The sequence below is a fragment of the Agromyces fucosus genome, from assembly GCF_004134865.1.
GTDB classification, from domain to species: Bacteria; Actinomycetota; Actinomycetes; order Actinomycetales; family Microbacteriaceae; genus Agromyces; species Agromyces fucosus.
In genome coordinates this window covers 1,155,714-1,181,001 of sequence record NZ_SDPO01000002.1, presented here as the reverse complement: position 1 = coordinate 1,181,001, position 25,288 = coordinate 1,155,714, and the positions used below count along the sequence as shown (strand labels likewise).

Annotated in this window: 23 protein-coding genes; 4 read left to right on the top strand and 19 right to left on the bottom strand. The window is 69.5% G+C overall.

The annotated features are described in order from the left end of the window. Positions 1-42: 42 nt before the first annotated feature. A complete protein-coding gene (locus ESP57_RS11235) occupies positions 43-1,350 on the bottom strand; it encodes an ATP-dependent DNA helicase (protein WP_056007311.1) in 1,308 nt (435 codons plus the stop codon). A gap of 153 nt (positions 1,351-1,503) precedes the next feature. On the opposite strand from ESP57_RS11235, the gene ESP57_RS11230 reads away from it, so the two are divergent. Beyond that, on the top strand, positions 1,504-2,550 hold the full coding sequence (locus ESP57_RS11230) for a hypothetical protein (protein ID WP_147305657.1): 1,047 nt from the start codon (positions 1,504-1,506) through the stop codon (positions 2,548-2,550). A gap of 58 nt (positions 2,551-2,608) precedes the next feature. On the opposite strand, the gene ESP57_RS11225 is transcribed toward ESP57_RS11230, so the two are convergent. The 7 genes from ESP57_RS11225 to ESP57_RS11195 form a co-directional block, all read right to left on the bottom strand. Next, complete coding sequence (locus ESP57_RS11225) at positions 2,609-4,579, bottom strand: bifunctional copper resistance protein CopD/cytochrome c oxidase assembly protein (RefSeq protein WP_207904531.1); 1,971 nt, start codon at positions 4,577-4,579, stop codon at positions 2,609-2,611. 123 nt (positions 4,580-4,702) lie between these two features. Then, a complete protein-coding gene (locus tag ESP57_RS11220) occupies positions 4,703-4,990 on the bottom strand; it encodes an HU family DNA-binding protein (protein ID WP_056007305.1) in 288 nt (95 codons plus the stop codon). A 209-nt stretch (positions 4,991-5,199) separates the two neighbouring features. After that, positions 5,200-7,710, bottom strand: coding sequence for a carboxypeptidase regulatory-like domain-containing protein (locus ESP57_RS11215; protein WP_165877447.1), 2,511 nt, complete (start codon positions 7,708-7,710; stop codon positions 5,200-5,202). 151 nt (positions 7,711-7,861) lie between these two features. Then, entirely contained in the window at positions 7,862-8,167 is a 306-nt protein-coding gene (gene rpsN / locus ESP57_RS11210) for a 30S ribosomal protein S14 (RefSeq protein WP_056007299.1), read from the bottom strand. A 3-nt stretch (positions 8,168-8,170) separates the two neighbouring features. Beyond that, entirely contained in the window at positions 8,171-8,338 is a 168-nt protein-coding gene (gene rpmG, locus ESP57_RS11205; RefSeq protein WP_022892462.1) for a 50S ribosomal protein L33, read from the bottom strand. Then, positions 8,338-8,574: a 50S ribosomal protein L28 gene (gene rpmB, locus ESP57_RS11200; RefSeq protein ID WP_056007296.1), complete on the bottom strand. Its 237-nt coding sequence runs from the start codon at positions 8,572-8,574 to the stop codon at positions 8,338-8,340. Before rpmB ends, rpmG begins: the two co-directional genes overlap by 1 nt. 233 nt (positions 8,575-8,807) lie before the next feature. Next, positions 8,808-9,512: a hypothetical protein gene (locus ESP57_RS11195; protein WP_243648484.1), complete on the bottom strand. Its 705-nt coding sequence runs from the start codon at positions 9,510-9,512 to the stop codon at positions 8,808-8,810. A gap of 258 nt (positions 9,513-9,770) precedes the next feature. On the opposite strand from ESP57_RS11195, the gene gad reads away from it, so the two are divergent. Continuing rightward, entirely contained in the window at positions 9,771-11,225 is a 1,455-nt protein-coding gene (gene gad / locus ESP57_RS11190) for a glutamate decarboxylase (RefSeq protein ID WP_129231584.1), read from the top strand. Between the two features lie 9 nt (positions 11,226-11,234). Further along, positions 11,235-12,881: a glutamate/gamma-aminobutyrate antiporter GadC gene (gadC, locus tag ESP57_RS11185; protein WP_129231583.1), complete on the top strand. Its 1,647-nt coding sequence runs from the start codon at positions 11,235-11,237 to the stop codon at positions 12,879-12,881. A gap of 99 nt (positions 12,882-12,980) precedes the next feature. Here the strand turns inward: gadC and ESP57_RS11180 are convergent, their stop codons facing one another. The 8 genes from ESP57_RS11180 to ESP57_RS11145 form a co-directional block, all read right to left on the bottom strand. Next, positions 12,981-13,877 carry a glycine betaine ABC transporter substrate-binding protein gene (locus ESP57_RS11180; RefSeq protein WP_129231582.1) on the bottom strand — a complete coding sequence of 299 codons (897 nt, stop codon included), beginning with the start codon at positions 13,875-13,877 and terminating at the stop codon, positions 12,981-12,983. A gap of 112 nt (positions 13,878-13,989) precedes the next feature. Further along, a complete protein-coding gene (locus ESP57_RS11175; protein WP_129231581.1) occupies positions 13,990-14,913 on the bottom strand; it encodes an ABC transporter permease in 924 nt (307 codons plus the stop codon). After that, positions 14,910-16,322 (bottom strand): quaternary amine ABC transporter ATP-binding protein, encoded by a 1,413-nt coding sequence (locus ESP57_RS11170; RefSeq protein ID WP_056007940.1) that lies wholly within the window; start codon positions 16,320-16,322, stop codon positions 14,910-14,912. The genes ESP57_RS11175 and ESP57_RS11170 overlap by 4 nt, the downstream gene beginning before the upstream one ends. Positions 16,323-16,672: 350 nt before the next feature. Further along, positions 16,673-17,074, bottom strand: a complete 402-nt coding sequence (locus tag ESP57_RS11165; RefSeq protein ID WP_056007279.1) for a Fur family transcriptional regulator — start codon at positions 17,072-17,074, stop codon at positions 16,673-16,675. Next, positions 17,071-17,913, bottom strand: coding sequence for a metal ABC transporter permease (locus ESP57_RS11160; RefSeq protein ID WP_115959620.1), 843 nt, complete (start codon positions 17,911-17,913; stop codon positions 17,071-17,073). The genes ESP57_RS11165 and ESP57_RS11160 overlap by 4 nt, the downstream gene beginning before the upstream one ends. Then, positions 17,913-18,830: a metal ABC transporter permease gene (locus ESP57_RS11155; protein ID WP_056007273.1), complete on the bottom strand. Its 918-nt coding sequence runs from the start codon at positions 18,828-18,830 to the stop codon at positions 17,913-17,915. Before ESP57_RS11155 ends, ESP57_RS11160 begins: the two co-directional genes overlap by 1 nt. Positions 18,831-18,877: 47 nt before the next feature. After that, positions 18,878-19,675, bottom strand: a complete 798-nt coding sequence (locus ESP57_RS11150; protein WP_129231580.1) for a metal ABC transporter ATP-binding protein — start codon at positions 19,673-19,675, stop codon at positions 18,878-18,880. 5 nt (positions 19,676-19,680) lie between these two features. Beyond that, positions 19,681-20,799, bottom strand: coding sequence for a metal ABC transporter substrate-binding protein (locus ESP57_RS11145; RefSeq protein WP_129231579.1), 1,119 nt, complete (start codon positions 20,797-20,799; stop codon positions 19,681-19,683). A gap of 155 nt (positions 20,800-20,954) precedes the next feature. On the opposite strand from ESP57_RS11145, the gene ESP57_RS11140 reads away from it, so the two are divergent. Beyond that, the gene (locus tag ESP57_RS11140; protein WP_162248731.1) at positions 20,955-21,440 is read left to right on the top strand and encodes a GNAT family N-acetyltransferase; all 486 of its coding nucleotides are present in this window, start codon (positions 20,955-20,957) and stop codon (positions 21,438-21,440) included. A gap of 95 nt (positions 21,441-21,535) precedes the next feature. Here ESP57_RS11140 and ESP57_RS11135 read toward each other — a convergent pair whose 3' ends face one another. The 3 genes from ESP57_RS11135 to ESP57_RS11125 form a co-directional block, all read right to left on the bottom strand. After that, positions 21,536-22,984, bottom strand: a complete 1,449-nt coding sequence (locus ESP57_RS11135) for a dihydrolipoamide acetyltransferase family protein (RefSeq protein WP_056007260.1) — start codon at positions 22,982-22,984, stop codon at positions 21,536-21,538. Positions 22,985-23,049: 65 nt separating this feature from the next. Beyond that, positions 23,050-24,009 (bottom strand): alpha-ketoacid dehydrogenase subunit beta, encoded by a 960-nt coding sequence (locus ESP57_RS11130; protein ID WP_056007937.1) that lies wholly within the window; start codon positions 24,007-24,009, stop codon positions 23,050-23,052. Between the two features lie 122 nt (positions 24,010-24,131). Beyond that, positions 24,132-25,274: a thiamine pyrophosphate-dependent dehydrogenase E1 component subunit alpha gene (locus ESP57_RS11125; RefSeq protein WP_129231576.1), complete on the bottom strand. Its 1,143-nt coding sequence runs from the start codon at positions 25,272-25,274 to the stop codon at positions 24,132-24,134. Between the last annotated feature and the right edge of the window lie 14 nt (positions 25,275-25,288).

Genomic DNA, 25,288 nt, shown 5'->3' with positions numbered 1-25,288 from the left:
CGGCGGCCAGCGATCGGCGCGCCGCCACGGCGCGGCCTCGGCTCAGGGTCGCAGCGCCGTGATCTCGCGATCGGCCCCCGACATGAAGCGCTCCACGTTGCGGTCGACGATGATGTCGCTCGGCCGCAGCGGTCGCTCGAGGTAGAGCCCGTCGAGGGAGGTGAGCCGGCTCAGGGCGACATAGGTCTGCCCGGGGCTGAAGACGCGCTGCCCGAGGTCGACGATCGCCGTGTCGTAACTCGCACCCTGCGACTTGTGGATCGTAACCGCCCACGCCAGTTTCAGCGGGAACTGCGTGAACTCGGCGACGATCTGCTTCTCGAGCTTCTTGCGGATCGGGTCCCACGTGTACTTGTACTTCTCCCACGTGACCTGCTCGACCTCGTGCTCCTCACCGCCCACGTCGACGCGCACGACGCGGTCGAGCGAGGTCACCGTGCCGATCGTGCCGTTCACCCAGCGCTGGCCCTCGGGGCCGATCGCGGTGTCGTTGCGGAGGAACATCACCTGAGCGCCGAGCTTCAGCTCGAGGTTCTCGTCAGCGGGGAACGCCCGGCCGCCGAAGTCGCCGTTCACCTCGGCCTCGTTGCCCTGCGACTGCCCCGGAAGGCGGTGCAGCTGCGTGCGGTTGATGCGATTGACGGTGTCGTTGCGCGTCGCGAGGGTGATCGCACCCTGCTCGGGCAGCGGTCGCCGCGCCCCGACGCTGTTGAGCACGCCCGCGATCTCGGCGGTCACCATGCCGTGCCGCACCGCGTTCAACATGTGCTTGAACTCGTCGTCGTGCTGGCGGTGGATCTCGCCGAGCTCGAAGATGCGCAGGTCGGTCTCGCGCCACACCTTGGCGTCGAAGAACCACATCGAGTCGTAGGTGTCGGCGAAGTAGGCGCGCTCGTCGGCGTCGCCCGGCACCGGTGCGAGTTGGTACGGGTCGCCGAACAACACGACCTGCGCACCCCCGAACGGCTCGAGCGGGCGCTGCCTCGCCTGGCGGAGCGATCGGTCCATCGCGTCGAGCAGGTCGGCGTTGACCATCGAGACCTCGTCGATGACGAGGGTGTCCATCGCGTTCAGGATCTTGCGGACGGTGTCGTTCTGCTCGATGTCGTGGTCGGCGATGACGCCGATCGGCAGCCGGAACAGCGAGTGGATCGTCTGGCCGCCGACGTTCAGTGCGGCCACGCCCGTCGGCGCGCAGATCACGATCTGCTTCTGCGTGTTCCAGTTCAGGTGGTTCAGCAGCGTCGACTTGCCGGTGCCGGCGCGACCCGTGACGAACACGTGCTCGCGCGTGCCCTCGATGGCCTGGAACACCGCGGCCTGTTCGCGGCTGAGGGTGACGTTCTGCACTGGGGCGCTTTCGACTCGGCGAGCGGATGCCGCGGGGCGGAGGTCGCGGCGATCCCACTGTAACCGGCTCGCGCGGGCGCCGAGGCGTGCCGGGGCCCCGCGTTCACAGCTCGGGGCCCGGTTCCGCGGCCCGGTCCCGGTACAGTGTTGCGGGTGGGGAGCTCCGGAGTGCGCGGCAGTCGAGTTTCGCCGTTGTCCGTCGCCGGGTGGCTCGGGCTCGCGGTGCTCCTCGCCGGCGCCTTCATCGCCGCCCTCGGCGCGCTGAACCAGACGATCTACGGCTCGTCGAGCTTCATCGAGCGCTACCTCACGGCCATCGCGAACGACGACATCGCCGAGGCATCCACGACCCCCGGCGTCGCCCTCGACGAGGCCGAGCTCGCGGAGCTCGGCCTGGCCCCCGACGTCTCGACCGCGATGCTGCGCACCGGTGTCATCGAGTCGGGTCCCGAAGACGTGAGCATCATGGGCGACGTCGCCCACCCCGACGGCACGCACACCGTGACCGCGAGCTACCGGCTCGCCGACGCGATCGTGCAGTCATCGTTCGACGTCCGCCCCATCGAGCCGCTCTACGGCGTGCTGAACCGCTGGGAGTTCGCGGTGAGTCCGCTCGCCGTGATCGACGTCACGGCCGCGCACAACCCGACGTTCACGGTCGGCTCCCTCACCCTCGACACGCGAGCGCTGAAGTCGGGCGAAGAGCTCGCGGCCTTCACCCAGGTCGCGCCGTACATCGCGATCGCCCCGGCCGTCTACGAGTTCTCGTACAGCTCGGAGCTGCTCGAGGCCGTGCCGGTCGCGGTCCAGGCCGATGCCTCGGAGCGGCCCGCCGTGACCGTCGACGCGCAGCCGACCGCCGCGTTCGTCGACCGCGTGCAGGTCACCCTCGACGAGTTCCTGGGCGAGTGCGCCGCGCAGCCCGTGCTGCAACCGGCCGAGTGCCCGTTCGGCATCGAGATCGACGACCGCGTCACCGGCGACCCGCAGTGGACGATCGTCGCGTCGCCCCAGGTCACCCTGACCCCGGGGGAATCGTCGTTCGACATGCCGCCCACCGAGGGCGTGGCGCACATCTCGGTCGAGGTGCAGTCGCTCTTCGACGGGCACCGCTTCACGCTTGAAGAGGACCGCCCGTTCACCGTCGCGCTCGGTGCGACCATTCAGCCCGACGAGAGCATCTCGATCCAGCTGAAGTAGCGCTGCGGGTTGAGCCTGCCGAGACCCCCGGCCTCCACGAACTCGACCCGCAGAACCGCTATCGCGGGCGGTCGTGCTCGGCGATGGCGGCGAGCTGCGCGTTGTACGCCTCGAGCTCGGCATCGCCGGTGCGGTCGGCGTGACGATCGCGGCGCTTCGACTCCTTCTCGTCGCTGCGCGCCCACTGCACGGCGACCGTGATCGCGAGCGCCACCGTCGGGATCTCGCCGATCGACCACGCGATGCCGCCGCCGAGCTGCTGGTCGACGAGGGCGTCGGTGCCCCACCCCATCGCGCCGTACCAGTCGGCGAGGAGCAGTCCGGTGCTCGACATGATCGTGAGGCCGAAGAACGCGTGGAACGCCATCGTGCCGAGCAGCAGCACCAGGCGGAACGGGTACGGCAGGCGGTACGGCACCGGGTCGATGCCGATGAGGGACTGCACGAACAGGTAGCCCGTGATGAGGAAGTGCACGATCATCCACTCGTGCCCGATGTGGTCGAGCATCGTCCAGCGGAAGAGCGGCGAGTAGTAGAAGATCCAGAGCGACCCGACGAAGAGCAGGGCGGCGACGATCGGGTTCGCGATGAATCCGGCGAACCGCGAGTGCACGGCGAGCAGGATCCACTCGCGGCCACCGCGACTGCCGTCCTTGCGGGCACGGATGGCGCGGGCCGCGAGCGTGACCGGCGCGCCGGGCACGAGCAGCACCGGCACGGCCATCGTGAGCACCATGTGCGCAAGCATGTGCGCCGAGAAGAGGTACTGCTCGTAGACGTTGACGCCGCCGTTGGTGATGTAGGCGAGCAGCAGGAGACCCGAGACCCAGAGCACCGTGCGGTAGATCGGCCAGCGGTCGCCGCGCTTGCGGAGTCGACGCACGCCCGCGATGTAGAAGAAGATGCCGAAGCCGCATGCGAGCAGCCAGATGAGATCGGGGTTCCACTCGGTGAAGAAGCGGGTCCACTCGGGCCACGGCGGCAACGGCTCGCCGGTGAGGATCTCCGCCGGCGTGCGCGCGAGCGAGCCCGCCTCCTCCTCGGAGACCGGGGTGGCCGTGCGGGCGAGTGCCGCGGCGGCGCCCGACGCGAGCCCCATGAAGGCGAGCTCGGCCACCACGAGCCACCAGAAGGAGCCCCGAGGACGGTCGCCACGCGACATCCGCCCGATCAGGAACCGGCGCTGCGCGGCGCCGAACAGGCCGAGCACGATGAAGGCGACGACCTTGACGACCACGAGCATGCCGTAGGGAGTGAGGAGCTGGTCCCAGTCGCCGATGCGGAGCGCGGCGCTCGCGTATCCCGAGAGCGCCACGACGATGAAGCTGATGAGCGCGACGGTCGAGTAGCGCGCGAGCACGACCGGCAGGCGCTTCTCGCCGAGCTCGCCCTTCAGCAGCACGATCGTGAGCAGCCCGCCGAGCCACACCGAGGCGAAGACGAGGTGCAGGCCGAGCCCGGTGACGGCCGCGGCATGGCCGGCGGCGCCCGCCGCATGGCCCTGCTGGGCGAGGGGCACGAGCGAGGCGACTGCGAGCACGGTCACGAAGACGAGGGCGGTGTGATTGCGCACCGCGAAGCACAGCACGGTGACGGCGGCGGCCACGAGCATCGTCGTGAGCCACGCCTGGCCGAGCGGGATGGTCGTCACGAACTGGCCGAGCTTCTGCCCGAACGCGTCGCTCAGGTCGAACGGCACGCCCGTGACGAGCAGGAAGGTGAAGAGGCCGGTCGCGCCGCTCGCGACCGTCAGCACGGCAGCGGATGCCGCAGCCACGTCGAGTGCCAGGTCGAACTCGCGTCGCTTCGGGCTGAGCGCCCAGACCGCGAGCACGAGCGCGCCGATCATGCCGGCGGCGCCGAGGTTCACGAAGAGCTTCGCGACGGGCACGCCGTAGCGGGCGACGGGGCCCGGGTCCTGGATCAGCTGTTCGGCCGCTCCCCCGCCGTAGGCGAGGCCGGCGAACGTCGCGGCGAGGGCGACGACGATGAGTGCGGCGGGGCCGAGCACTCGCACGGAGCGGGGCACCGAACCAGCCTAGACGTCAGATTCCGTGAACCAGCCCGGAGCGGGCTCGAGAACCGCAGGAACCAGCTCGGAACGGCGAAGGGGCGCACGGCTCGCGCCGTACGCCCCTTCGGGAAGTCGCAGTTACTTCGCAGCAGCCTTGAGCTTCGAACCAGCCGAGACCTTGACCGAGTAGCCGGCCGGAATCTGGATCTCGGCGCCCGTCTGCGGGTTGCGGCCGGTGCGCGCAGCGCGGTGCGTGCGCTCGACGGCGAGCCAGCCCGGGATGGAGACCTTCGTGCCCGAGCCGACGGACTCGGCGAGCGCCTCGAAGAGGCCGCCGAGAACGGCGTCGACGGTAGCCTGGCTCTGTCCGGTCGACGCTGCGACCTTCGCGACGAGCTCGGTCTTGTTGAGCGACTTGTCAGCCATTGAATGTCCTCCTCGGACGTTCGCTGTTCGGTACAGCAGTTGTGAGTTCTCGGGAACGATCGTTCAACCGCCCCCGTGGCCGATCAGGCCGCCTCGAATGTAACAGAGTTCCGCGGAATCCCGCGGATTTCCGGCCCTTTCGAGCACCTTCGCCTCGGCGTGTCGCGTCCGCTGGGAGCGAATTCGCACCAGCGGACGCGAAGAACGCCTCAGTCCTCGAGCGCCGACCAGCGCTTCAGGAACGTCGAGAGCTCTTCCCGCGACACGGTCGCCGCGGGCCGGAACACGCCGCTGACGGAGGTGATGCGCTCGGCGGCGAGCCACTCGATCGACCTGAAGTACGTCGACCCGACCGCGACGTCGCTGAACGTCGCGGTGGTGGGCGCCGTGAACGACGGCGCCGACGCGCGGAACAGGAACGCGGCGACCTGCTGGCGCGTCAGCACGTCGCCGGGGCCGAAGTTGCTCTTGACGGCGGTGATGCCGGCGCTCGCGAGGTACTCGACCGCGGTGAACGCGTCGTGATCGGCCGGAACGTCGGCGAACGTCGGCACTGCAGGTACCTCGAACTCGGGCGAGCCCAGGAGCCGGTACAGCGCGATCGCGGTCACGCCGCGCGTCGCGGGAGCCTTCGGATCGAACCGCACGATGCCGTCGTCGCCGCGGATCCCGCCGATGATGCCCTGGCTCCCGGCCCAGCGCGCATTGTCGGCGTGACCGCCGGTCGTGAGGTCGGCGAACCGGGGCATCAGGGCGGCCGTCGCCTCGGAGGTGGCCGCGACGGGCTCGGCTCCGGGGCGGGTTCCGGTGACGGTGACCGCGAGCGTGACGCCCTCGAGGGCATCGCCCGGCACCAGCTCGGTGCCCGTCGCCTCAGCGAGCGGCTCACCGTCCGCGAGCCACTGGTAGGCGAGGACGGCGCCGTCGCCCCAGTCCCCCGCGTCGACCGTGAACGCCTGGCCGACCTGCGCGACGCCGTTCACCGTCGGGATCGGCGCCGGCTCGGGCTCGGGAGCCGTGCGGGTCATGACGGCGTCGATGCCCGTGAACGAGCCGCCGTTCGGCGCCTCGAGCACGGTGGCCGCGTCGCGGGTCGCCGCGTTCTCCCAGTACTGAGTGGCATAGGGCACTGCGGCGTCGCTCCGGTCGGCGAACTCGACGACATAGTTGCCAGGCGGCAGTCCGCCCATGCGGAACGAGATGTCGTCGCCGGCACCGCTGATCTGCTCTGGCTGGGCCCACACACCCGGTGCACGCTCGTGCAGCAGGCGCAGGCTCGCCCCCGTCGCCGGACCGCCGTGCTCGTCGATGATGCTGCCCGAGATCTGCACGCCCGGCGCCGCCTCGACGTCGACGTCGGGGGTCACCGCCTGCGCCGTGACCGGGGCCACCGCCGCCTCGTCCTGATAGAAGGCACCGCCGTAGTAGGTCTTCGCCCAGTTCGCGCTCCAGGAGCCGTACGACATCACGGTGTACTCGCCGGGCGCCAGGCCCGACACCTCGTACGCCCCGGCGGCGTCCGCCCGTTCGAAGGCGACCGTCTCCCACGCGCCGCTCGAGTTCTTGCGGAGCACGTCGAAGTAGGCCTGTGCCGACGGCACGCTGCCCGCCTCGGCGCGCTCGGTGAGGGTGCCGGTGAGGGTGCCGCCGGCAGTGAGGTTCGCGTCGATGGTCTCGACGACATCGCCGGGGCTCAGCTCGAGGTGGGTCGACGATGCTCGATCGACCGCGCCCTGCCAGTACTGGTGCGCCCACTCGCCGTCGAAGTCCGAGAAGCCGACGACGTACTCGCCCGCTTGGAGGCCCGCCAGGCGGTAGGTTCCGTCGGCGGCCGTGACGGCCTTCACGGTCGCGATGTAGGCGTCGGAGGAGCCGGCGTACGAAGCTGCGACCTCGACGCCTTCGACCGGTGCGCCCCCGGCGGAGACGGTGCCCTCGATGACGGCGCCGGCGTTCAGCTCGAAGTCGGCCGCGAACGACTGGCCCGCCACGAGGTCGACGCGAGCCGCGGCATCCTCGTCGTAGACGTCCTGCCAGTACTCGTCGACGAGCTCGGACTCGCTCCCCCAGCCGGGCCCGGCCTTCAAGACGTACTCACCCGACGGCAGACCCGGGATCGAGTAGCTGCCGTCGGAGGCGACGGATGCCCCGCCCCGGGTCCCCGTCATGTCCGACGAGAGGTAGGCGTAGACGTACCCGCCGGAGACTGGCTGTCCGGCCTCGTCGACCACCCGGCCCGACACGGTCGCGCCGACCTCGAGGGTGGGCTCGATGGCCACCGTCGCTCCGGCGGTCACGGTGATGTCGGTCGCGGACTCGAAGTCGGCGGCGTCCTCCCAGTACTCGTACACGTACTGGGCAGTCTGCACCTGCGGGTTGATCGAGGCCCGATACGTGCCAGGGGTGAGGTTCTCGATCGAGAAGCTGCCGTCGGCCGCCGTGGCGCCTTCCGTGCCGTCGCCCCAGAGCAGGGTCCAGCAGTCGCGCTGCTCCAGCGGGTCGAAGTCCTCATCGCAGCGGAAGAGCTGCACGCGCACACCCTCGAGCGGTGCGCCGGCCTCGCCGGTCACGACTCCCGCGATGGAGCCGGTCTCGGTCTCTGCGGCGTATGCGGGCGACGCGACGCCGGCGAGGCCGACGAGCATGGCGAGCGCGCCGAGGATTCCGGCGAGCCGCCGCCGGCGCGAGACCGGTGGGGAGTCGGGAGTGAGCGAGGGCATCGGACGTCCTTCCGTGAGCGCCGGGAACGGCATGGTGCTCACGCTACGAAACGGAGGACGGTGTCCGCCATGGGCAGGACTCCCCGTCGATCCCCCGGGGACGACGAAAGGGGCGCCCCTTGCGGGACGCCCCTTTCGGTGAAGCTCGTGCTTACCAGCTCGACTTGGTGATGCCGGGCAGCTCGCCACGGTGCGCCATGTCACGGAAGCGGACGCGCGAGACGCCGAACTTCGTGAGGACACCGCGGGGGCGGCCGTCGATCGCGTCACGCGAACGCAGGCGAACCGGCGACGCGTTGCGGGGAAGCTTCTGCAGGCCCTTGCGAGCAGCCTCGCGGCTCTCGTCGGTGCCGTTCGGGTCGACGAGCGCCTTCTTCAGCTCGAGACGCTTCGCGGCGTACCGCTCGACGATGACCTTGCGCTGGTCGTTGCGTGCGATCTTGCTCTTCTTCGCCATGTCTTAGCGCTCCTCTCGGAAGTCGACGTGCTTGCGCACTACAGGGTCGTACTTCTTGAGCACGAGGCGGTCGGGGTTGTTGCGGCGGTTCTTGCGGGTCACGTAGGTGTACCCGGTGCCGGCGGTCGACCGAAGCTTGATGATCGGCCGGATGTCCTGTGCCTTTGCCATTAGAGCTTCACCCCACGTGCCTGCATGTCCTTGACCACTGCTTCAATGCCACGAGCGTCGATCACCTTGATGCCCTTGGCGGACACGTTGATGGTGATGTTCCGACGAAGCGACGGCACGAAATAGGTCTTCTTCTGCACGTTCGGGTCGAAGCGGCGCTTCGTCCGGCGGTGCGAGTGCGAGATGTTGTGCCCGAAGCCGGGAACGGCTCCAGTCACCTGGCACACTGCTGCCATTGTTTCCTCCAATACCGAGGGGCGGATGCCCCTCCCAAGGTCTCTTGTCTGCTGACCCTCCCCACGCTGAAGCCCGCGATTTCTCGCACGGTTTCGATGGGGATTGTCGCGGCATGGGCAGTGGAAGTGCCCAGCCAACGAGCCAGCTTACCAGACGTGCCACTGGCGACCGAACCGAACAGGTGCCGCGCTGCCGACCGACCTCCAGGGCCACCGAGCAGATGCCGCCTCCGTCAGCGATCGAAGACCGGCCCCACGACGCCTTCACGTCGCGCGCGTGGCCGGCGCGACAGCACCGCTGCGAAGAAGAAGCAGAGGGCACCGAGCAGCGTTCCGAAATTCGCCCAGAACTGACTCACGAAGTCGCCCGTGACCGGGGACACGTAGGCACCGACCGCCGACACCGCGAACGCCACCGAGCCGATCATGTTCAGCCAGGTGCCGTGCCAGGTGCGGGCGTGCGCATCCCAGAGCGCGAGTCGGTGCCGGGTCGCTACGACCGCGAGCGCACTCGACACGAGGAAGGCGATCGACCCGAACGCGTCGGGGCGCCAGCCCGCGCCGAGCACCTCGGGAGCGGCGATGGCGGCGGCGAGCGCGACGCCGGTGCTGACGTTGAAGCAGAGGGTTCCGGCGAACTGCACGGCCGCCGCCCACCAGTCGGCGCGATCGGCCAGGTTCGTGTGGCTCCGCGGCGGCCGACGTCCGCTGAGGCTCAGCTGGATGAAACCCGCCGCGGTGAAGAACAGCGAGCCGACGAAGAACGTGACGCCGACCAGCACGGCGCCGACCCAGTCGCCGTAGGCGGGGATCGCACCCGCCATGAAGCAGAGCGAACCGATGCCGAAGCCCCAAGCCTCGCGCCGCAGGCGAAGAGGACGACGGTCGACGGTCGCAGCGGGATCGTGCGATCCACGCCCATCGGTGTCGTGATTCATGCCGGTGCCCTCTCGCCGCGTGCGAAGCCCGCCCGTCAACCGTAGCCAGCCGGATCGGGCGTGGGAAGGTGCGCCGCGCCGCGTGCGAGCCGCCGCCGATGTCGCCCGAGACTTCACGCGATCTGGACTATTGACCGTGCGCCGACATGGGGCCACACTCGGGGTTTGGGCCGTCATTTCGGGGGGCGACGCCCTGCGCAGCCGTCTCCGACGCGCCCATGTTCATGCACGACGAAGCAGAACACGGGGGAATGCACCATGACCGACAACAAGCCTCGATCGCACTCCGGGGGCGGGAGCACCGCACCGATCACGCCCGACCACTCGAGCCACGCGTTCGCGGGGATCAGTGAGACCACCCAACTGAACCCGATCTTCGCGCGAGCCGGAGAGGCCACCGACTTCCCGGTGGACCGGCTCCCCGACGGTGAGTCCCTGCCCGAGACCGCGTACCAGATCGTGCACGACGAAGCCATGCTCGACGGCAATGCACGCCTCAACCTGGCGACGTTCGTCGGCACGTGGATGGATCCGTTCGCCTCCAAGCTGTACGCCGAGTCGGCCGACAAGAACATGATCGACAAGGACGAGTACCCGCAGACGGCGGCGATCGAGACGCGCTGCTGGAAGATGATCGCGAGCCTCTGGAACGCGCCGAGCGCCGAGGACGCCATCGGCACCTCGACCATCGGCTCGTCCGAGGCCTGCATGCTCGGCGGCCTCGCACTGAAGCGCCGTTGGCAGGTCGCACGTCGCGCCGAGGGCAAGTCCACGGAACGGCCGAACCTCATCCTCTCGAGCGCCGTGCAGGTGTGCTGGGAGAAATTCTGCAACTACTGGGACGTCGAGGCGCGCTACGTGCCGATCAGCGACGAGCACAAGGTGCTCGACGGCCACGACCTCGACAAGTACGTCGACGAGAACACGATCGGCGTCGTCGCGATCATGGGCGTCACGTACACCGGCATGTACGAGCCGGTGAAGGAGATCGCGGCAGCCCTCGACAAGATCCAGGCCGAGACCGGGCTCGACGTGAAGATCCACGTCGACGGGGCATCCGGCGGCATGATCGCGCCGTTCCTCCAGCCCGACCTCGAGTGGGACTTCCGGGTCGACCGGGTCGTCTCGATCAGCACGTCCGCCCACAAGTACGGCCTCGTGTACCCGGGCCTCGGCTGGGTCGTCTGGCGCACCGTCGGCGACCTGCCGAAGGACCTCGTCTTCGACGTCACCTACCTCGGCGGCCACATGCCGACGTTCGCACTGAACTTCTCGCGGCCGGGCGCGCAGGTGCTGCTGCAGTACTACCTGTTCCTCCGTCTCGGATGGGACGGCTACCGAAAGGTGCAGCAGGCGTCGCAGGATGTCGCGGTGTACCTGTCGGGCGAGATCGGGAAGATGGACGCCTTCGAACTCTGGAACGACGGCACCGACATCCCGGTCTTCGCGTGGCAGCTGAAGAAGGGGCACACCGACAAGTGGAACCTCTACCACCTGTCGGAGCGCCTGCGCCTGAAGGGCTGGCTCATCCCCGCGTATCCGATGCCCGACGACATCTCGGACCTCGTCGTGCAGCGCATCGTCGTGCGCAACGGACTCAGCCGGAACCTCGCCGAGTCGCTGCTGCTCGACATCCAGGAGGCCACCGAGTTCCTCGACGCCCTCGAGTCCCCGATGCCGATCGAGGGCCAAGTGTCCTCCTTCACGCACTAGGAGGCGATCATGACCGAGATCAAGGACTCGGCGCACGCCTCGCCGACGTCGTCGGCACCGAAGCGGGCCGACGGCACCATCGCTCCGTCGCCCGAGCATGTCAAGCCGCATCCGTTCGAGAAGGTGCCGCACAAGCCGGCGATCGGCGCGCCCGGCGTGACCTCGCAGAAGTTCATGTCGCTCATGCAGCTCGCGATCCTGACCGTGGTCGCGGTCGCATCGCTGCGGAGCCTCCCGGCCATGGCCGGGTACGGACTCGGCTCGATCACGCTGTTCATCATCCCCGCGATCTTCTTCTTGATCCCGACAGCGCTCGTCGCCGCCGAGCTCGCGACCGGTTGGAAGGGCGGCGTGTTCACGTGGGTGCGCGAGGCGTTCGGCGGCAAGTGGGGGTTCCAGGCGATCTGGCTGCAGTGGGTGCAGAACGTCGTCTGGTATCCGACGCAGATCGCGTTCATCGCAGCCTCGCTCGCGTTCGTCTTCCTCGATCCGAACCTCGCGAACTCCGGCCTCTACACGGCGATCGTGATCCTGGTGCTGTACTGGTTCTCGACCTTCATCACCCTGAAGGGCGGCAACCTCTTCGCGAAGGTGGGCTCCTGGAGCGGACTCGCGGGAACGATCTTCCCGGGCCTGCTGCTGATCATCTTCGGCATCATCTGGGTCTCGACGGGCCAGACGAGCCAGATCCCGCTCACTGCGGACTCGATCATCCCGCCCTTCACCGGGATCGCGTCGATCGTGCTCATCGTGTCGAACGTGCTCGCGTACGCCGGCATGGAGGTCAACGCGGTGCACGCGAACGACCTCAAGAGCCCGGGCAAGGAGTACCCGAAGACGGTGCTCATCGCGTCGATCCTGATCCTCGGCATCTTCATCGTGCCGACGATCGCGATCGGCCTGGTCGTGCCGTCCGACAAGCTGGGGCTGACGACCGGCATCAACCTCGCCTTCCAGGCCTACTTCGAGTCCTTCGGCGTGCCGTGGCTGACACCGGTGCTCTCGCTCCTCATCGCGCTCGGCGCCTTCGCGTCGGTCGTCACGTGGATCGCCGGTCCGTCGCGGGGCCTCCTCGCGGCGGCGCGGAGCGGCTACCTCCCGGTGTTCCTGCAGAAGCGCAACAAGGCGGGCGTGCAGGTGGGCATCCTCACCGTGCAGGGCATCGTCGTGACGCTGCTCGCCTCGCTGTTCATCTTCGTGCCGAACATCAACACGGCGTTCATCCTGCTCGTCGACATGGCGGCCGCGCTCTACCTCATCATGTACATGATGATGTTCGCCGCGGCCATGCGGCTGCGGGTGAAGCAGCCGCACGTCGTGCGCTCGTACCGGGTGCCCGCGATGTACGTGATCGCGACGGTCGGCTTCATCGCGTGCCTGGCGGCCTTCATCCTCGGCTTCATCCCGCCCGAGGGCTTCGGCGGCGGTGCACCGGGATGGCTCTATCCCGTGCTGGTCGGAGTGGTGGTGCTCGCGTTGGGCGTGCCGCCGCTCATCTTCTACGCGGTGCGGAAGCCGTCGTGGGACCAGCGCACAGCAGAGGAGAAGACCACCTTCGACGACGTGCTCGTGAATCCGCCTGCGGCGGGTGGTACGGCGGATGCCGCGGCCCCGCCGGGTGCCGCGGGTGGCGGGGCGTCCGGCCCCGCCAGCTAGGAACCGCCCGCCGAGACGGCGGACGCGGGCGAACGAAGAGGGGCGGATGCTGCGGCATCCGCCCCTCTTCTCATCTCTATTTCGCGTGGCGCCGTCGGGCTACTTCGTGAGCGAGTCGACGTACTCCCGGTTGTCGGCGATCCACTGCTCGACGACCGGTGCGTAGTCGTCGGCGTCGCCGTCGCCGTTGAACATGGCGTTCTCGAGCGAGAAGAGCAGCTCGGAGTCCATCGTGAAGCCCTTCAGCCAGCCGGCGAGGGTCGGGTAGTCCTGCTCGAAGCTCTTGCCGCCGAAGGAATGGATGCCCTCGGCGTCGCCGAGCGTGCCCTCGGGATCCTCGAGGTCCTTGAGCGGGAACGCGTCGTAGGCCCAGTGCGGGCGCCAGAGTGTGACGGCGACGTTCTCGCCGTTCTCGGTGGCCGCAGTCAGCTCGGCGAGCATCGCGGGCGTGGAGCTCGTCACGTACTCCATCTTCTCGAGGCCGTATGTCGGGATGACCTCGTCGGTCGTGACCCGGTTCAGGCCCGAGCCCGGCTCGATGCCGACGAGCTTGCCGCCGAAGAGGTCGGCACTCGCGGCGAGTTCCTCGAGGGAGTCGATCGGGGCGTCCTCGTTCACGGCGATCGTGAGCTTGGCGTCCTCGTTCCACGCGCCGAGGTCGACGAGGTCGTCGCCGTACTGCTCGATGTAGTCGGCGTGGGTGATCGGCAGCCAGGTGTCGAGGGTCACGTCGTAGTCGTCGGTCGTGAGGCCGGTGTAGACGGGCGCCGGGTCGGCGTACTCGAGCGTGACGTCGTAGCCCTGTTCGGTGAGCACGGCCTTCCAGAGCTCGCTCGCGGCGACTCCTTCGTCCCAGCCGTTGAACACGGCGATGGTGACGTCCTTCTGGTCGCCGTTCTCGAGGGTCTCGGCCTCGGCGCCGGCGGCGCAGCCGCTGAGTGCCAGGGCGGAGACCGCCCCGAGTGCGAGTGCTCCGGTGAGCATGCGCTTCTTCATGTGTTCCTTTCCTCCCGCGTGCTGTCGCGGGTGTTGGGGAGCGCCGCGCGATTCCGCGCGACGAGCGTTGCACCGCCGGTCGGGCGGTGGCAGGTCGGTCGGTGCGAGCGGGTCAGGCGGTGGCGGATGCCGCGGGCAGGCGTTCCGCCTCGGGGCCGAGCGGCTCCGAGGCATCCGTCGTCGGCGCCTGCTTGTCTCGACCGCGCGGCTTCCTCGGCGTGCCGAGCGCCCCGGTGACCCGGTCGAGGATGATCGCGAGGATCACGACCGAGAGACCGGCCTCGAAGCCGAGCCCGACGTCGATGCGGGTGAGCGACTGCACGACCTCGCCGCCGAGCCCGCCTGCGCCGACCATGCCGGCGATGACGACCATCGAGAGTGAGAGCATGATGACCTGGTTGACGCCGGCCATGATGCTCGGCATCGCGAGCGGCAACTGGATCTGGCGGAGGATGCGCCACGGCGATGAGCCGAAGGCCTGGCCGGCCTCGACGACCTCCTTGTCGACGCCGCGGATGCCGAGCTCGGTGAGCCTGACGCCGGGCGCCATCGCGAAGATGATCGTCGCGACGATGCCGGGGACGACGCCGACGCGGAAGAGGATGAGCGCCGGGATCAGGTAGACCATCGCCGGCATCGTCTGCATGAAGTCGAGGATCGGCCGGATGACCTTCGACGCCAAGTCGGAGCGGGCGGCGAGCACGCCGAGCGGCACCGAGATCGCCACGGCGATGAGCGAGGCGACGAGCACGAGGGCCAGCGTCGACATGGCGTTGTCCCATTGGTCGACGCCGACGATCACGAGGAGGCCGAGCGCCGTGCCCGTCGCGAGCTTCCAGCCCTTCGCGAACCAGGCGATCGCCGCGAGCGCGAGGATGACGACCCAGAACGGCGGGGTCTGCAGCACGACGTCGACGAGGTCGTAGAAGCCGGCGAAGACGCTCCGCACGACGGCGAAGAACCCGCCGAAGACGTCGGTGATGAAGTGGATGACGGCGTCGGCCCAGTCGCCGAGCGGGAGTCGGATGTCGTTCATGCCGGGCTCCTCTCCCCCGCTGCGTCACGGTGCATGGCTTCGGCCCTGATGTCGGCGGCTTCCGCGACCGCCGCGGCGACCGCACTGGCGTCGGCCGCGTCGGCGATCGCCGTGTCGGGCCGGGCCGTTCGGTGCAGCGTCGCGGTGATGACGTCGACCGGAATCGTCGCCGGCGTCTCGATGACGGCGTGCTCCCCCGTGTTCGACGAGACGTTGCCGAGTGCCGCGAGCAGGGTGACGCGCGGCACCGCCCCGAGGAGGCGTCCCTGGTCGTCGACGACGGCGAGCGGCAACTGGCTCTCGACGGCGCTCTCGAAGAGCTCGGAGAGGTGCTCGTCGGCGCCGACGACGGGATGGTCGTCGCTGATCGCCGGCTCGAGCGATCGTTCGCCGCGCTGCACGAGGCGCAGCACGTCGCGGTCGTGCACGACGCCGAGCAGGCGACGGCCGCCGCCGACGACGAAGACCATCGAGGTCTGCAGGTCGCGCATCGATCGCAGGGCCGCCCGAGGGCCGGCCGAGGCCGTGACGACCGCGCGCGGCGCCTCCATGACGTTGCCGGCTGTCAGCACGCGCGAGCGGTCGACGTCCTGCACGAACTGGGCGACGTAGTCGTCGGCGGGGTCCGTGAGGATCTCCTCCGCTGTGCCGAGCTGCACGATGCGCCCGTCGCGCATGACGGCGATGCGATCGCCGAGGAACATCGCCTCGTTGAGGTCGTGGGTGATGAAGACGATCGTCTTGCCGAGCTCCTGCTGCAGCTCGACGAGCTGCTCCTGCATCTCCTTGCGGATGAGCGGATCGAGCGCCGAGAACGCCTCGTCCATGAGCAGGATGTCGGTGTCCGACGCGAGTGCACGGGCGAGCCCGACGCGCTGCTGCATGCCGCCCGAGAGCTCCGAGGGCATCTTGTCCCCCCAGCCGCCGAGTCCCACCCGGTCGAGGATGTGCTCGGCGCGTCGGCGCCGTTCAGCCGCCGGGACGCCCTGGATCTCGAGACCGTATGCCGCGTTCTCGAGGACGCTGCGGTGGGGCAGCAGCGCGAAGTGCTGGAAGACCATCGAGATGTGGCGACGACGCACCTCGCGGAGCCGCTTGGGCGACATGCCCGTGATCGTCTCCCCCATCACCGTGACACTGCCGTCGGTCGGTTCGAGCAGTCCGTTGAGCGTGCGGATGAGCGTCGACTTGCCCGAACCCGACAGGCCCATGACGACGAAGATCTCGCCTCGCCGCACGTCGAAGTCGGCGTCGATCACCGCTGCGGTGCCGAGGGGCGCGAGTTCGGCACGGCCGGCACCGGCGCGAAGGCGATCGAGCGCCTCCTTCGGCTTCCGGCCGAAGAACTTGGTCAGGCGACGAACGGAGAGTGCTGGGCTCTCGGCCGCGGATACGGGTGTTTCGGACATGGACAGGCTCCCGGAGCGCACGCCGAACACCGCGCACGTTGACACGCGAGCGGTCGAGAATCGGGCAGGGCTGACTCGTGGGTCACGGCCGGGTTGACGGCGATGGGAGGTGTGGACTCAAGCCCTGTCTGAGGGCGAGAACACGACTTCCGCGCAAGCGGCCATCGGGGCCGGATGCCACGCCGCCGAACCATACGCCGCAGCATGCCGATTACGGAATGCAGCAGCGCGGACTGGGCGATTCGGTCTTGCAGGACCGTGTCCACCGTATCGAGGTCACCGGGGCAACCCAAATCGAGTAGTGATAAATATGCCCTGATCAGAGCTTTTCACTCGGCGCGAGTGGTGCGCTACTCCCCTGCCGTCTGCAGCTTCGTGCAGTTGGCGCACAGGCCGAAGACGTCGACCACGTGCGCAGCACCGGTGAACCCGTGCTCGGCCGCGACCGTCTTCGCCCATGCCTCGACCTCGTCGGCGGCGATCTCGACGGTCAGCCCGCAGTTGCGGCAGATGAGGTGATGGTGATGCCCCGTCGTGCTGCAGGCCCGGTAGATCGCCTCTCCGTCGGGTGATTGCAGCGAATCGGCCTCACCGCTCGAGGCGAGGTCGCCGAGCGCTCGGTAGACCGTGGCGAGGCCGATCGGCGAGCCGTTGGCGTGCAGCGTCGAGTGCAGCGCCTGCGCGCTGATGAAACCCTCGGTGTCGTCGAGGGCCTCGCGAACAGCCTCACGCTGCCAGGTGTTGCGCTTCATGCGATCCGTGCGTCCTCCGCGGTCTCCACCGGTATGGCGACTCGGTTCAACGGTAGTCCCCGAAGCTTGGAGATACCCAGTGCGAGAAGGAAGAAGGCGGTCGCCGCGAGCGCGATGGCCGGGCCTGCGGCGATCTCGAACAGTCGCGATGACGTGACGCCGAGCACGCCCGACGCTGCACCGATCAGCGGAGCCGCGAACAGCAGGCCGCGGAACGATCGCACCATGAGCCGCGCGGCGGCGGCGGGCGCCGCGATCAGGGCGATCGCGAGGATGGCGCCGACCGCGGGCAGCGAGCTCACGACCGACGCCGCCGTGAGGCCGAGCACGAGGAGTTCGATCGGCCACTCCCGGTACCCGGCGGCACGGAACCCGTGGGGATCGAACGTCGAGAACGCGATCTCCTTGCCGAAGAGCGAGATGCACACCACCGCGACGACGGCGACGGATGCCGCAAGCAGAATATCTCCGTCGCTCACCGTCAGGATCGAGCCCATGAGCAGGGATTCGGCGCGCACGGGCAGCCCTGGGATGAGTGCCTGGAGCAGTGCACCAGCCGCGAATCCGCCCGTGAGCACGATGCCCGCCGCAACTTGCGCGCCCTGCCGGCGCACGCGCGCGATGCCGGCCATGACGGCGACGAGCACGACGGATGCCACGGCCGCGCCCGCCGGCACGCTCACCCCGAGCGCGGCCGCCGCGACGGCGCCCGGATACGTGCCGTGCGTCAGTGCCTGCGCGAAGAACGTTCGCCGCCGCACGACGACCAGGGCGCCGACGAGCCCGGCACCCGCGCCGATGATGATCGCTGCGAGGAGCGCTCGCTCGAAGTACCCCATCAGCGCCCATCCCCCGCCACGACGGGATCGCGGTGTTCAGCGCGGTCGCGGCTGCCGTTGATGCGGGTTCTGGACCAGCGGATCGTGCTGCTCACGAGCAGCACGATCGCGTAGCCGACCACGAACACCGCGACGACCGTACTGCCGGCCGGCACGTCGACCCCGGCGCCCACCGAGACCGCGAATCCGAGCGCGAGACCGAGCCATGCGGCGATCGCGGCGAACCCGGCCGCCGCGGGGAAGAGCCACCACAGCCGCGCGGTCGTCAGCCGCGCAACGGCACCCGGAACGATGAGCAATGCGAGCACGAGCAGCGTGCCGATCGTGCTCGCCGCTGCGACCACGACGAGGGCGATCGCCGAGTTGAGCACGAGGTCGAGCACGAGGGCCGAGTCGCCGGCGGCGCGGCTGCCCTTCGCGTCGAAGGCACGGTACAACTGCTGCTTCAGCGTGACCAGCACCATGAGGAGCGCGGTGATGCTCACGACGATGAGCGGGAGCACCTCGTCGGGCGGGATCGTGAGCACCCGGCCGAACAGCAGCGCCTCGAGCTCGCCGGCGTAGTCGTCGCTGCGCGACACGACGATCACACCGACGCTGAAGGTCGCCGTCAATACGATCGCGATCGCCGCGTCGGAGGTGATGCCGGCTCGATCGAGCCAGGTGAGGGCGAGTGCGCCGGCGAGGGCGGCGATCGCAGCGCCGGGCAGCAGCCCGGCGCTGCCGCCGACCGCGAGCCCGATCGCCAGGCCGGGGAACACCGCGTGGGTCAGGCCGTCGCTGATGAACTCCAGGCCCCTGAGGTTCACGAGCACCCCGACGAAGCCGGCCACGACCGCGAGCACCAGCATGACGAGCAGCGCGCGACCCATGAACGGGATCGCGAATGCGCCGAAGAGCGCGTCGGTCAGCGGCATCCCTCACCGCCGGCACGGCTCGAGTCCGCATATGTCGCGTATGGCATTCAGTGGCCCTCGTGGCCCGGTACGACGAGCGTGTGCTCGTCGATCTCGACCTCCACGCCCTCGAAGCACTCCTGCACGTTGCTCAGCGTGAGCACGTCGTCGACCGGCCCGCTCGCGAGTTGCGTGCGGTTGACCAGCACGACGGAGTCGCAGACACGGCGGGCGAGATCGAGGTCGTGGGTCGACACGAGCACCGCGACGCCGCGGGTCTTGAGGGCGCGCACGGTGCCGACGAGCGCGTCGCGATTGGGCTGGTCGAGTCCGTTGAACGGCTCGTCGAGCAGCAGCAGGCCTGGGTCGGATGCGAGGGCCCTGGCGAGGAGCCCGCGCTGCCGCTGGCCGCCCGAGAGCTCCCCGAACGGCCGCTTCGCGAGCTCGGCGAGGCCGACGGTCTCGAGCGCCTCGCGCACCGCCGCCCGATCGGCGCGGCCAGGCCACCGGAGCAGGCCGAGACCGCGGTAGCGGCCCTGCATCACGACCTGCTCGACGCTGATGGGGAAGTCGGGGTCGAGGTCGGCCGACTGTGGAAGGAAACCGACCATGCCGTTCGGGGCATGCGACGCGAGAGTGGGGGAGCCTCCGGCGCCTGGGCGCTGGGAACCGAACTCGATCGTGCCTGCGGTGCGCGGCACGAGGCCGAGGATCCCCTTCAGGAGGGTCGACTTGCCGGCCCCGTTCGGTCCGATGAGTGCCACGGCCTCGCCGCGCGCGATGTCGAGGTCGAGGCCGCTGACTCCCGTGCCACCGGGGTGGGTGAATGCGGCGCCGCGGAGGCGCAGCACGGGGGAGTCGTCCATGGTTGTCATCCTTGCAGTGACGCGGGCACCGCGGTAGGCGTGACGCCCCACGACTCGAGGATCAGCCGAGCATTGTGCAACTGGCTGCCGAGGTAGGTGGCACCCTCGCTGCCCTCGACACCGAGGGAGTCGCCGTAGAGGGCGTCGGGGCCCGAGTAGACGGTCACGCCGGCTTCGGCGGCGATGGTCTCCGCGGCCTTCGGGGAGATGGATGCCTCCGAGAACACGGCGGCGACACCGGTGGACCGGATCCGGTCGACGAGCGCGTCGATCTCGGCGGCGCTCGGCTCGGCGTTGTCGTCGAAGCTCGGGATGACGCTGCCGACGAACGTGACGTCGTAGGCCTCGACGAAGTACGTGAAGGCGTCGTGGTTCGTCACGAGGAGCCGCTCGGCGACCGGCACGGACTCGACGTTCTCGGTGATCCACTCGTCGAGCGCGTCGAGCTTCGCGAGGTAGTCGGTCTCGTTCTGCGCGAGCGCATCGCCATCGACGCCGGGCAGCTCGGCGATGCCGTCGGCGATGTTCTCGACCATGTGCTCGGCGAGCTCGGGGTCGGTCCAGATGTGGGGGTTGCCCGAGCCGTGGTCGTGATCGTGTTCGGCGTCGCCCTCGGCGTGATCGTCGTGCGCTTCGTCATCGGCGTGCTCGTCGCTCTCGGCGTGATCGCCCGCGGCATCCGTCGCCTCGACCTCGTCGTGCGCCTCGGCCTCGTGATCGTGGTCGTCGGTGCCGTGGAGCTCGATGCCCGTGCTCGCGTCGATGAGCACGCCGTCGAACCCGGAGGCCTGCACCGCGTCGTCGAGCCAGCTCTCGAGGCCGCCGCCGTTGACGACGAGGGCATCGGCCTTCGACAACGCGAGCAATTGCGCAGCAGAGGGGTCGAAGCTGTGGGCGCTCTGGCCGGGGGAGAGCAGCTGCGTCACCGCGGCGCCGTCGCCGACGAGCTCGCGCGTGAAGTCGCCGACCTGGGTCGTCGTCGCGACGATCGCGGGGCCGTCGGCAGCTGCGCCGGATGCCGCGGGCGCCGAGCAACCCGCAAGGGTCAGGGCCGCCGCCGAGAGCACGGCACCGCCGACGAGGGCGGCGGGCAGTCGGCGGAAGGCGCTGGTTCGGTTGCTCATGACTCCACCGTACGTCTTATTGATAATGATTGTCAAAACCATGAAGCGACCGAATCGGTCACAGTGGGTGAACATCGATGCGCGTCCGCCGCATTCCCACGACATCCTGTGGACAGCTCTGGCGAGTGTCGCACTGACGTGCGAGAGTGAAGCACGTGGATACGACGACAGCTCCTCTCACGTTGCATCCGTTCACCGTCGCCGATGCCGAGCGCGTGCTCTCCGGCGAGGTCGACCCCCATGACGGCTGGGAGGGCGCGTACGCCTTCACCGACGAGCCCGAGCTGCTCGCCGAGTACCTCCGCATGGTGCAGCAGAACGGCGATCCGACGCCCTACGGCCCCTACCTCGTGCGACGAGGCGAAGACGGCCCGGCCATCGGGGGAGTGAACCTGTTCGGCCCGCCCGGCGATGACGGAGCCGTCGAGTTCGCGTTCGGCCTCGTGCCGGCGGTGCGAGGCCAGGGGCTCTCGACGCACACGGTCGCGGCCGTCGTCGAGCTCGCCCGCGCGGCAGGCGTCGTGATCCTCCGCGCCGAGGCCGAGGTGCCGAACCTGCCCGCCCGCCGGGCGCTCGAACGTGCCGGCTTCGCGCAGTCCTCGCGCACGACCGAGGCGATCATCTACGAGCTGCGGCTGTAACCGGCCTGGAAGGTTTCGACGGGCTCAGCCCGCAAGGGCGCAGGCGCAACCCGCATGGTCTTTGTCGCTCGAGCTCGTCGAGACCCGGCCACGAGCTACTCGAGCAGGAGCGCCGGCTCCTCGATGATCGACGCGACGTCGGCGAGGAAGCGCGAGGCCACATCGCCGTCGACGACGCGGTGGTCGAACGACGCACCGATCGTCGTGACGAAGCGCGGTCGCACCTCGCCGTCGACGACCCACGGCTTCTGCTTGATCGTGCCGAGCGCGACGATCGCGACCTCACCCGGGTTCAGGATCGGGGTGCCGGTATCCATGCCGAAGACGCCGATGTTCGTGATGGTGATGGTGCCGTTCTGCATCTCGGCCGGCTGCGTCTTGCCCTCGCGCGCCGTCAGCGTGAGCTGCTCGAGCGCCGTGGCGAGCTCGACCATGGTCATCGCCTGCGCCTCCTTGACGTTCGGCACGATGAGCCCGCGCGGGGTCGCCGCGGCGATGCCGAGGTTCACGTAGTTCTTGACCACGATCTCGGTGTCGGTCCACTGCGCATTGACCGTCGGGTTGCGGCGCACGGCCCAGATCATCGCCTTGGCCATGATCAGGAGCGGCGAGATGCGCACGCCGGCGTAGTCGGGGGAGGCCTTCAGCCGCTTCAGGTACTCCATCGTGCGGCTGGCGTCGACGTCGACGAAGACGCTCACGTGCGGCGCCTGGAAGGCGCTCTGCACCATCGCGTTCGCGATCGCCTTGCGCACGCCCTTGACGGGGATGCGCTCCTCACGGGCCTCGGGCCGCTCGGGGGTCTGGATGTTGCGGAACACGCTGGCCTGGCTCGCCTCGCGGATCACGTCGTCGCGCGTGATGTCGCCGATCGGCCCCGTGGGCGCGACGCGAGACAGGTCGACTCCGAGGTCTTTCGCGAGCTTGCGGATCGGCGGCTTCGCGATGACGGGAAGTCGAGGGGCGGGCCGCGATGGCGCGGCGACGGCAGCGGATGCCGCGGCGCCGGCCGTGCTCGCGGGCGCCGGGTTCACCGGGGCGGGCGGGGGAGTGACGGCGGGGGGCGCGAGGTGTCCGTGCGCGCCGTCGGGCGTGACGTGGCGTCGACGGCGCGTCGCCGCCGGACCGGAGCTGCCGTGGCCGACGAGCACGGCGCCGCTCTCCTCGGCGGCAGCGGCCGCCGGTACCTTGCCGTAGATCGGCAGTGACTCTGCGGCCGGTTCAGCACTACCGGCGGGCACCACGGAGTCGACCACCGGCGCCGCAGCCGGCGCGGCAGGGGCATCCGACGCGAGCCCCGCGGCATCCGTCTGGATGACCAGGATCGGCGTGCCGACGTCGACGGTGTTGCCCTCTTCGACGAGCAGTTCGGAGACGACGCCCTCGAACGCGCTCGGCAGCTCGACGAGCGATTTCGCGGTCTCGATCTCGACGAAGACCTGGTCGAGGCTGATGCGATCGCCGGGCGCGACGCGCCACTGCACGATCTCGGCCTCGGTGAGGCCCTCGCCGACGTCGGGGAGGGGGAATCGGATCTCGCTCATGTTCTTTACCCTCGCAGTCGGTCTATGCCGTCGTCGTCATGTCATGCCGCGCGCCGCGCGGCGCCTCAGTAGGCCAGGGCGCGGTCGACGGCTTCGAGCACCCGGTCGGGGCTCGGCAGGAACTCGGTCTCGAGTGCGGCCGGTGGGAACGGCGTGTCGAAGCCCGACACGCGCAGCACCGGCGCCTCGAGTGCGTAGAACGCCCGCTCGGCGACCGTCGCGGCGATCTCGGAGCCGACCGAGACGTTGCCGTACGCCTCTTGGGCGACCACGAGCCGGCCCGTGCGGTGCACCGACTCGAGCAGCGGGCCGTAGTCGATGGGGGAGAGCGACCGGAGGTCGACGACCTCGATGCTGCGCCCCTCGGTCTCGGCGATGTCGGCAGCCTGCAGCAGCGTCGCGATCATCGCGCCGTGGCCCACGACGGTGACGTCGGTGCCCTGGCGCATGACGCGGCTCGCGTGCAGCGGCAGGCCGGAGTGGTCGAGGTCGACCGGGCCCTTCGGCCAGTAGCGGCTCTTCGGCTCGAAGAACAGCACCGGGTCGTCGGAGCGGATCGCCTCCTGGATCATCCAGTAGGCGTCGTGCGGGTTCGACGGGCTCACCACACGCAAGCCCGGAGTGTGCGCGAAGTACGCCTCGGGGCTCTCCTGGTGGTGCTCGATCGAGCCGATGTGCCCGCCGTAGGGCACCCGGATCACGACGGGCATCGAGAGGGAGCCGTCGTGGCGCACCGTCTGGCGTGCGAGCTGCGTCGTGATCTGGTCGAACGCCGGGAAGATGAATCCGTCGAACTGGATCTCGATGACCGGCCGGTAGCCGCGCATCGCGAGGCCGATCGCGGTGCCGACGATGGCTGACTCGGCGAGCGGGGTGTCGAGGATGCGCTTGTCGCCGAACTCGGCCGAGAGTCCCTCGGTCACGCGGAAGACGCCGCCGAGCGGGCCGATGTCTTCACCCATGAGCAGCACCTTCTCGTCGGCGCGGAGCGCCTCGCGGAGGCCCGCGTTGATGGCCTTCGCCATCGAGAGGGTCTGCACGCCTCGCACGTCGCCTGCTCCCTGAGCCTGTTGAAGGGCGGTGGATGCCTCGGGCACTGCCTCGCTCGCGACATCCGTCACGTGGTTCTCCTCTTCGGTGCGGGCGCTCATGCCGTGCCCCCTGCCGGACCCTCGAACGAGGTCTCGAAGCTCTCGAGCCACGCGTACTGCTCGACCATGAGCGGATGCGGCTCGCTGTAGACGTGCTCGAAGATCGCCTCGCGCGTCGGCGCCTGCAGTTCGAGTGCGCGGCGGCGCAGGTCTGCGGCGATGTCGTTCGCCTCGGCCTCGACGTCGCTGAAGAACGAAGCGGATGCCCCGCGCCCCTCGAGCCACGTGCGGTACCGCGTGATCGGGTCGCGCGCCTCCCAGTACGCCACCTCGTCGTCGGTGCGGTACTTCGTGGGGTCGTCGGCGGTGGTGTGGGCGCCCATGCGGTAGGTCACGGCCTCGATGAGGCTGGGGCCGTCGCCGGCACGCGCCTCTTCGAGCGACTGGCGGGTGACCGCGTAGCTCGCGAGCACGTCGTTGCCGTCAACGCGCACGCCCGGCATGCCGAAGCCGCCGCCGCGAAGCGACAGCGGGCTGCGCGACTGCCTCGCGACGGGCACCGAGATCGCCCACTGGTTGTTCTGGATGAAGAAGACCTGCGGCGTCTGGTAGCTCGAGGCGAAGACGAGCGCTTCGTTGGCGTCGCCCTGCGAGGTCGAGCCGTCGCCGTAGTACACGAGCACCGCGGCATCCGTCTCGGGGTCGCCCGTCGCGGTCGCGCCGTCGAACTGGAGGCCCATCGCGTAGCCCGTGGCGTGCAACGTCTGCGAGGCGAGCACGAGCGTGTAGAGGTGGAAGTTGCCGTTCTCCTCGGGGTTCCACCCGCCGAGGGTTGCGCCGCGCAGCAGCGCGAAGATGCGCGAGAGGTCGAGCCCGCGGATCATGCCGACGATGTGCTCGCGGTACGACGGGAACAGGTGGTCCTGCGGGCGGGCCGCGTGCGCGGAGCCGACCTGCGCCGCCTCTTGGCCGTGACTCGGCACCCACAGGGCGAGCTGGCCCTGCCGCTGCAGGTTCGCCCCGGCCACGTCGATGCGGCGCGAGACCGCCATGTCGCGGTAGAAGCGCTGCAGCTCGGCGTCGCTCAACGCCTCGACGAGCGGGAGATAGGCCTCGGCCTCGGGGGAGGGACGAAGTTCGCCCTCATGGGTCAGGAGCTGGACCGTCGGCGCGGTGAACTCTCTTTCGCGGGCTGCCACCGTTCCACGCTACC

What these genes read in the sequence shown, in the direction of transcription:
- ESP57_RS11220 (WP_056007305.1), bottom strand. Translation starts at nt 4,990, where the DNA reads ATGGCTGACAAGTCGCTCAACAAGACCGAGCTCGTCGCGAAGGTCGCA.
- ESP57_RS11215 (WP_165877447.1), bottom strand. Translation starts at nt 7,710, where the DNA reads ATGCCCTCGCTCACTCCCGACTCCCCACCGGTCTCGCGCCGGCGGCGG.
- rpsN (WP_056007299.1), bottom strand. Translation starts at nt 8,167, where the DNA reads ATGGCGAAGAAGAGCAAGATCGCACGCAACGACCAGCGCAAGGTCATC.
- rpmG (WP_022892462.1), bottom strand. Translation starts at nt 8,338, where the DNA reads ATGGCAAAGGCACAGGACATCCGGCCGATCATCAAGCTTCGGTCGACC.
- rpmB (WP_056007296.1), bottom strand. Translation starts at nt 8,574, where the DNA reads ATGGCAGCAGTGTGCCAGGTGACTGGAGCCGTTCCCGGCTTCGGGCAC.
- ESP57_RS11195 (WP_243648484.1), bottom strand. Translation starts at nt 9,512, where the DNA reads ATGAATCACGACACCGATGGGCGTGGATCGCACGATCCCGCTGCGACC.
- gad (WP_129231584.1), top strand. Translation starts at nt 9,771, where the DNA reads ATGACCGACAACAAGCCTCGATCGCACTCCGGGGGCGGGAGCACCGCA.
- gadC (WP_129231583.1), top strand. Translation starts at nt 11,235, where the DNA reads ATGACCGAGATCAAGGACTCGGCGCACGCCTCGCCGACGTCGTCGGCA.
- ESP57_RS11180 (WP_129231582.1), bottom strand. Translation starts at nt 13,877, where the DNA reads ATGAAGAAGCGCATGCTCACCGGAGCACTCGCACTCGGGGCGGTCTCC.
- ESP57_RS11175 (WP_129231581.1), bottom strand. Translation starts at nt 14,913, where the DNA reads ATGAACGACATCCGACTCCCGCTCGGCGACTGGGCCGACGCCGTCATC.
- ESP57_RS11170 (WP_056007940.1), bottom strand. Translation starts at nt 16,322, where the DNA reads ATGTCCGAAACACCCGTATCCGCGGCCGAGAGCCCAGCACTCTCCGTT.
- ESP57_RS11165 (WP_056007279.1), bottom strand. Translation starts at nt 17,074, where the DNA reads ATGAAGCGCAACACCTGGCAGCGTGAGGCTGTTCGCGAGGCCCTCGAC.
- ESP57_RS11160 (WP_115959620.1), bottom strand. Translation starts at nt 17,913, where the DNA reads ATGGGGTACTTCGAGCGAGCGCTCCTCGCAGCGATCATCATCGGCGCG.
- ESP57_RS11155 (WP_056007273.1), bottom strand. Translation starts at nt 18,830, where the DNA reads ATGCCGCTGACCGACGCGCTCTTCGGCGCATTCGCGATCCCGTTCATG.
- ESP57_RS11150 (WP_129231580.1), bottom strand. Translation starts at nt 19,675, where the DNA reads ATGGACGACTCCCCCGTGCTGCGCCTCCGCGGCGCCGCATTCACCCAC.
- ESP57_RS11145 (WP_129231579.1), bottom strand. Translation starts at nt 20,799, where the DNA reads ATGAGCAACCGAACCAGCGCCTTCCGCCGACTGCCCGCCGCCCTCGTC.
- ESP57_RS11135 (WP_056007260.1), bottom strand. Translation starts at nt 22,984, where the DNA reads ATGAGCGAGATCCGATTCCCCCTCCCCGACGTCGGCGAGGGCCTCACC.
- ESP57_RS11130 (WP_056007937.1), bottom strand. Translation starts at nt 24,009, where the DNA reads ATGGCGAAGGCCATCAACGCGGGCCTCCGCGAGGCGCTCCGCGCCGAC.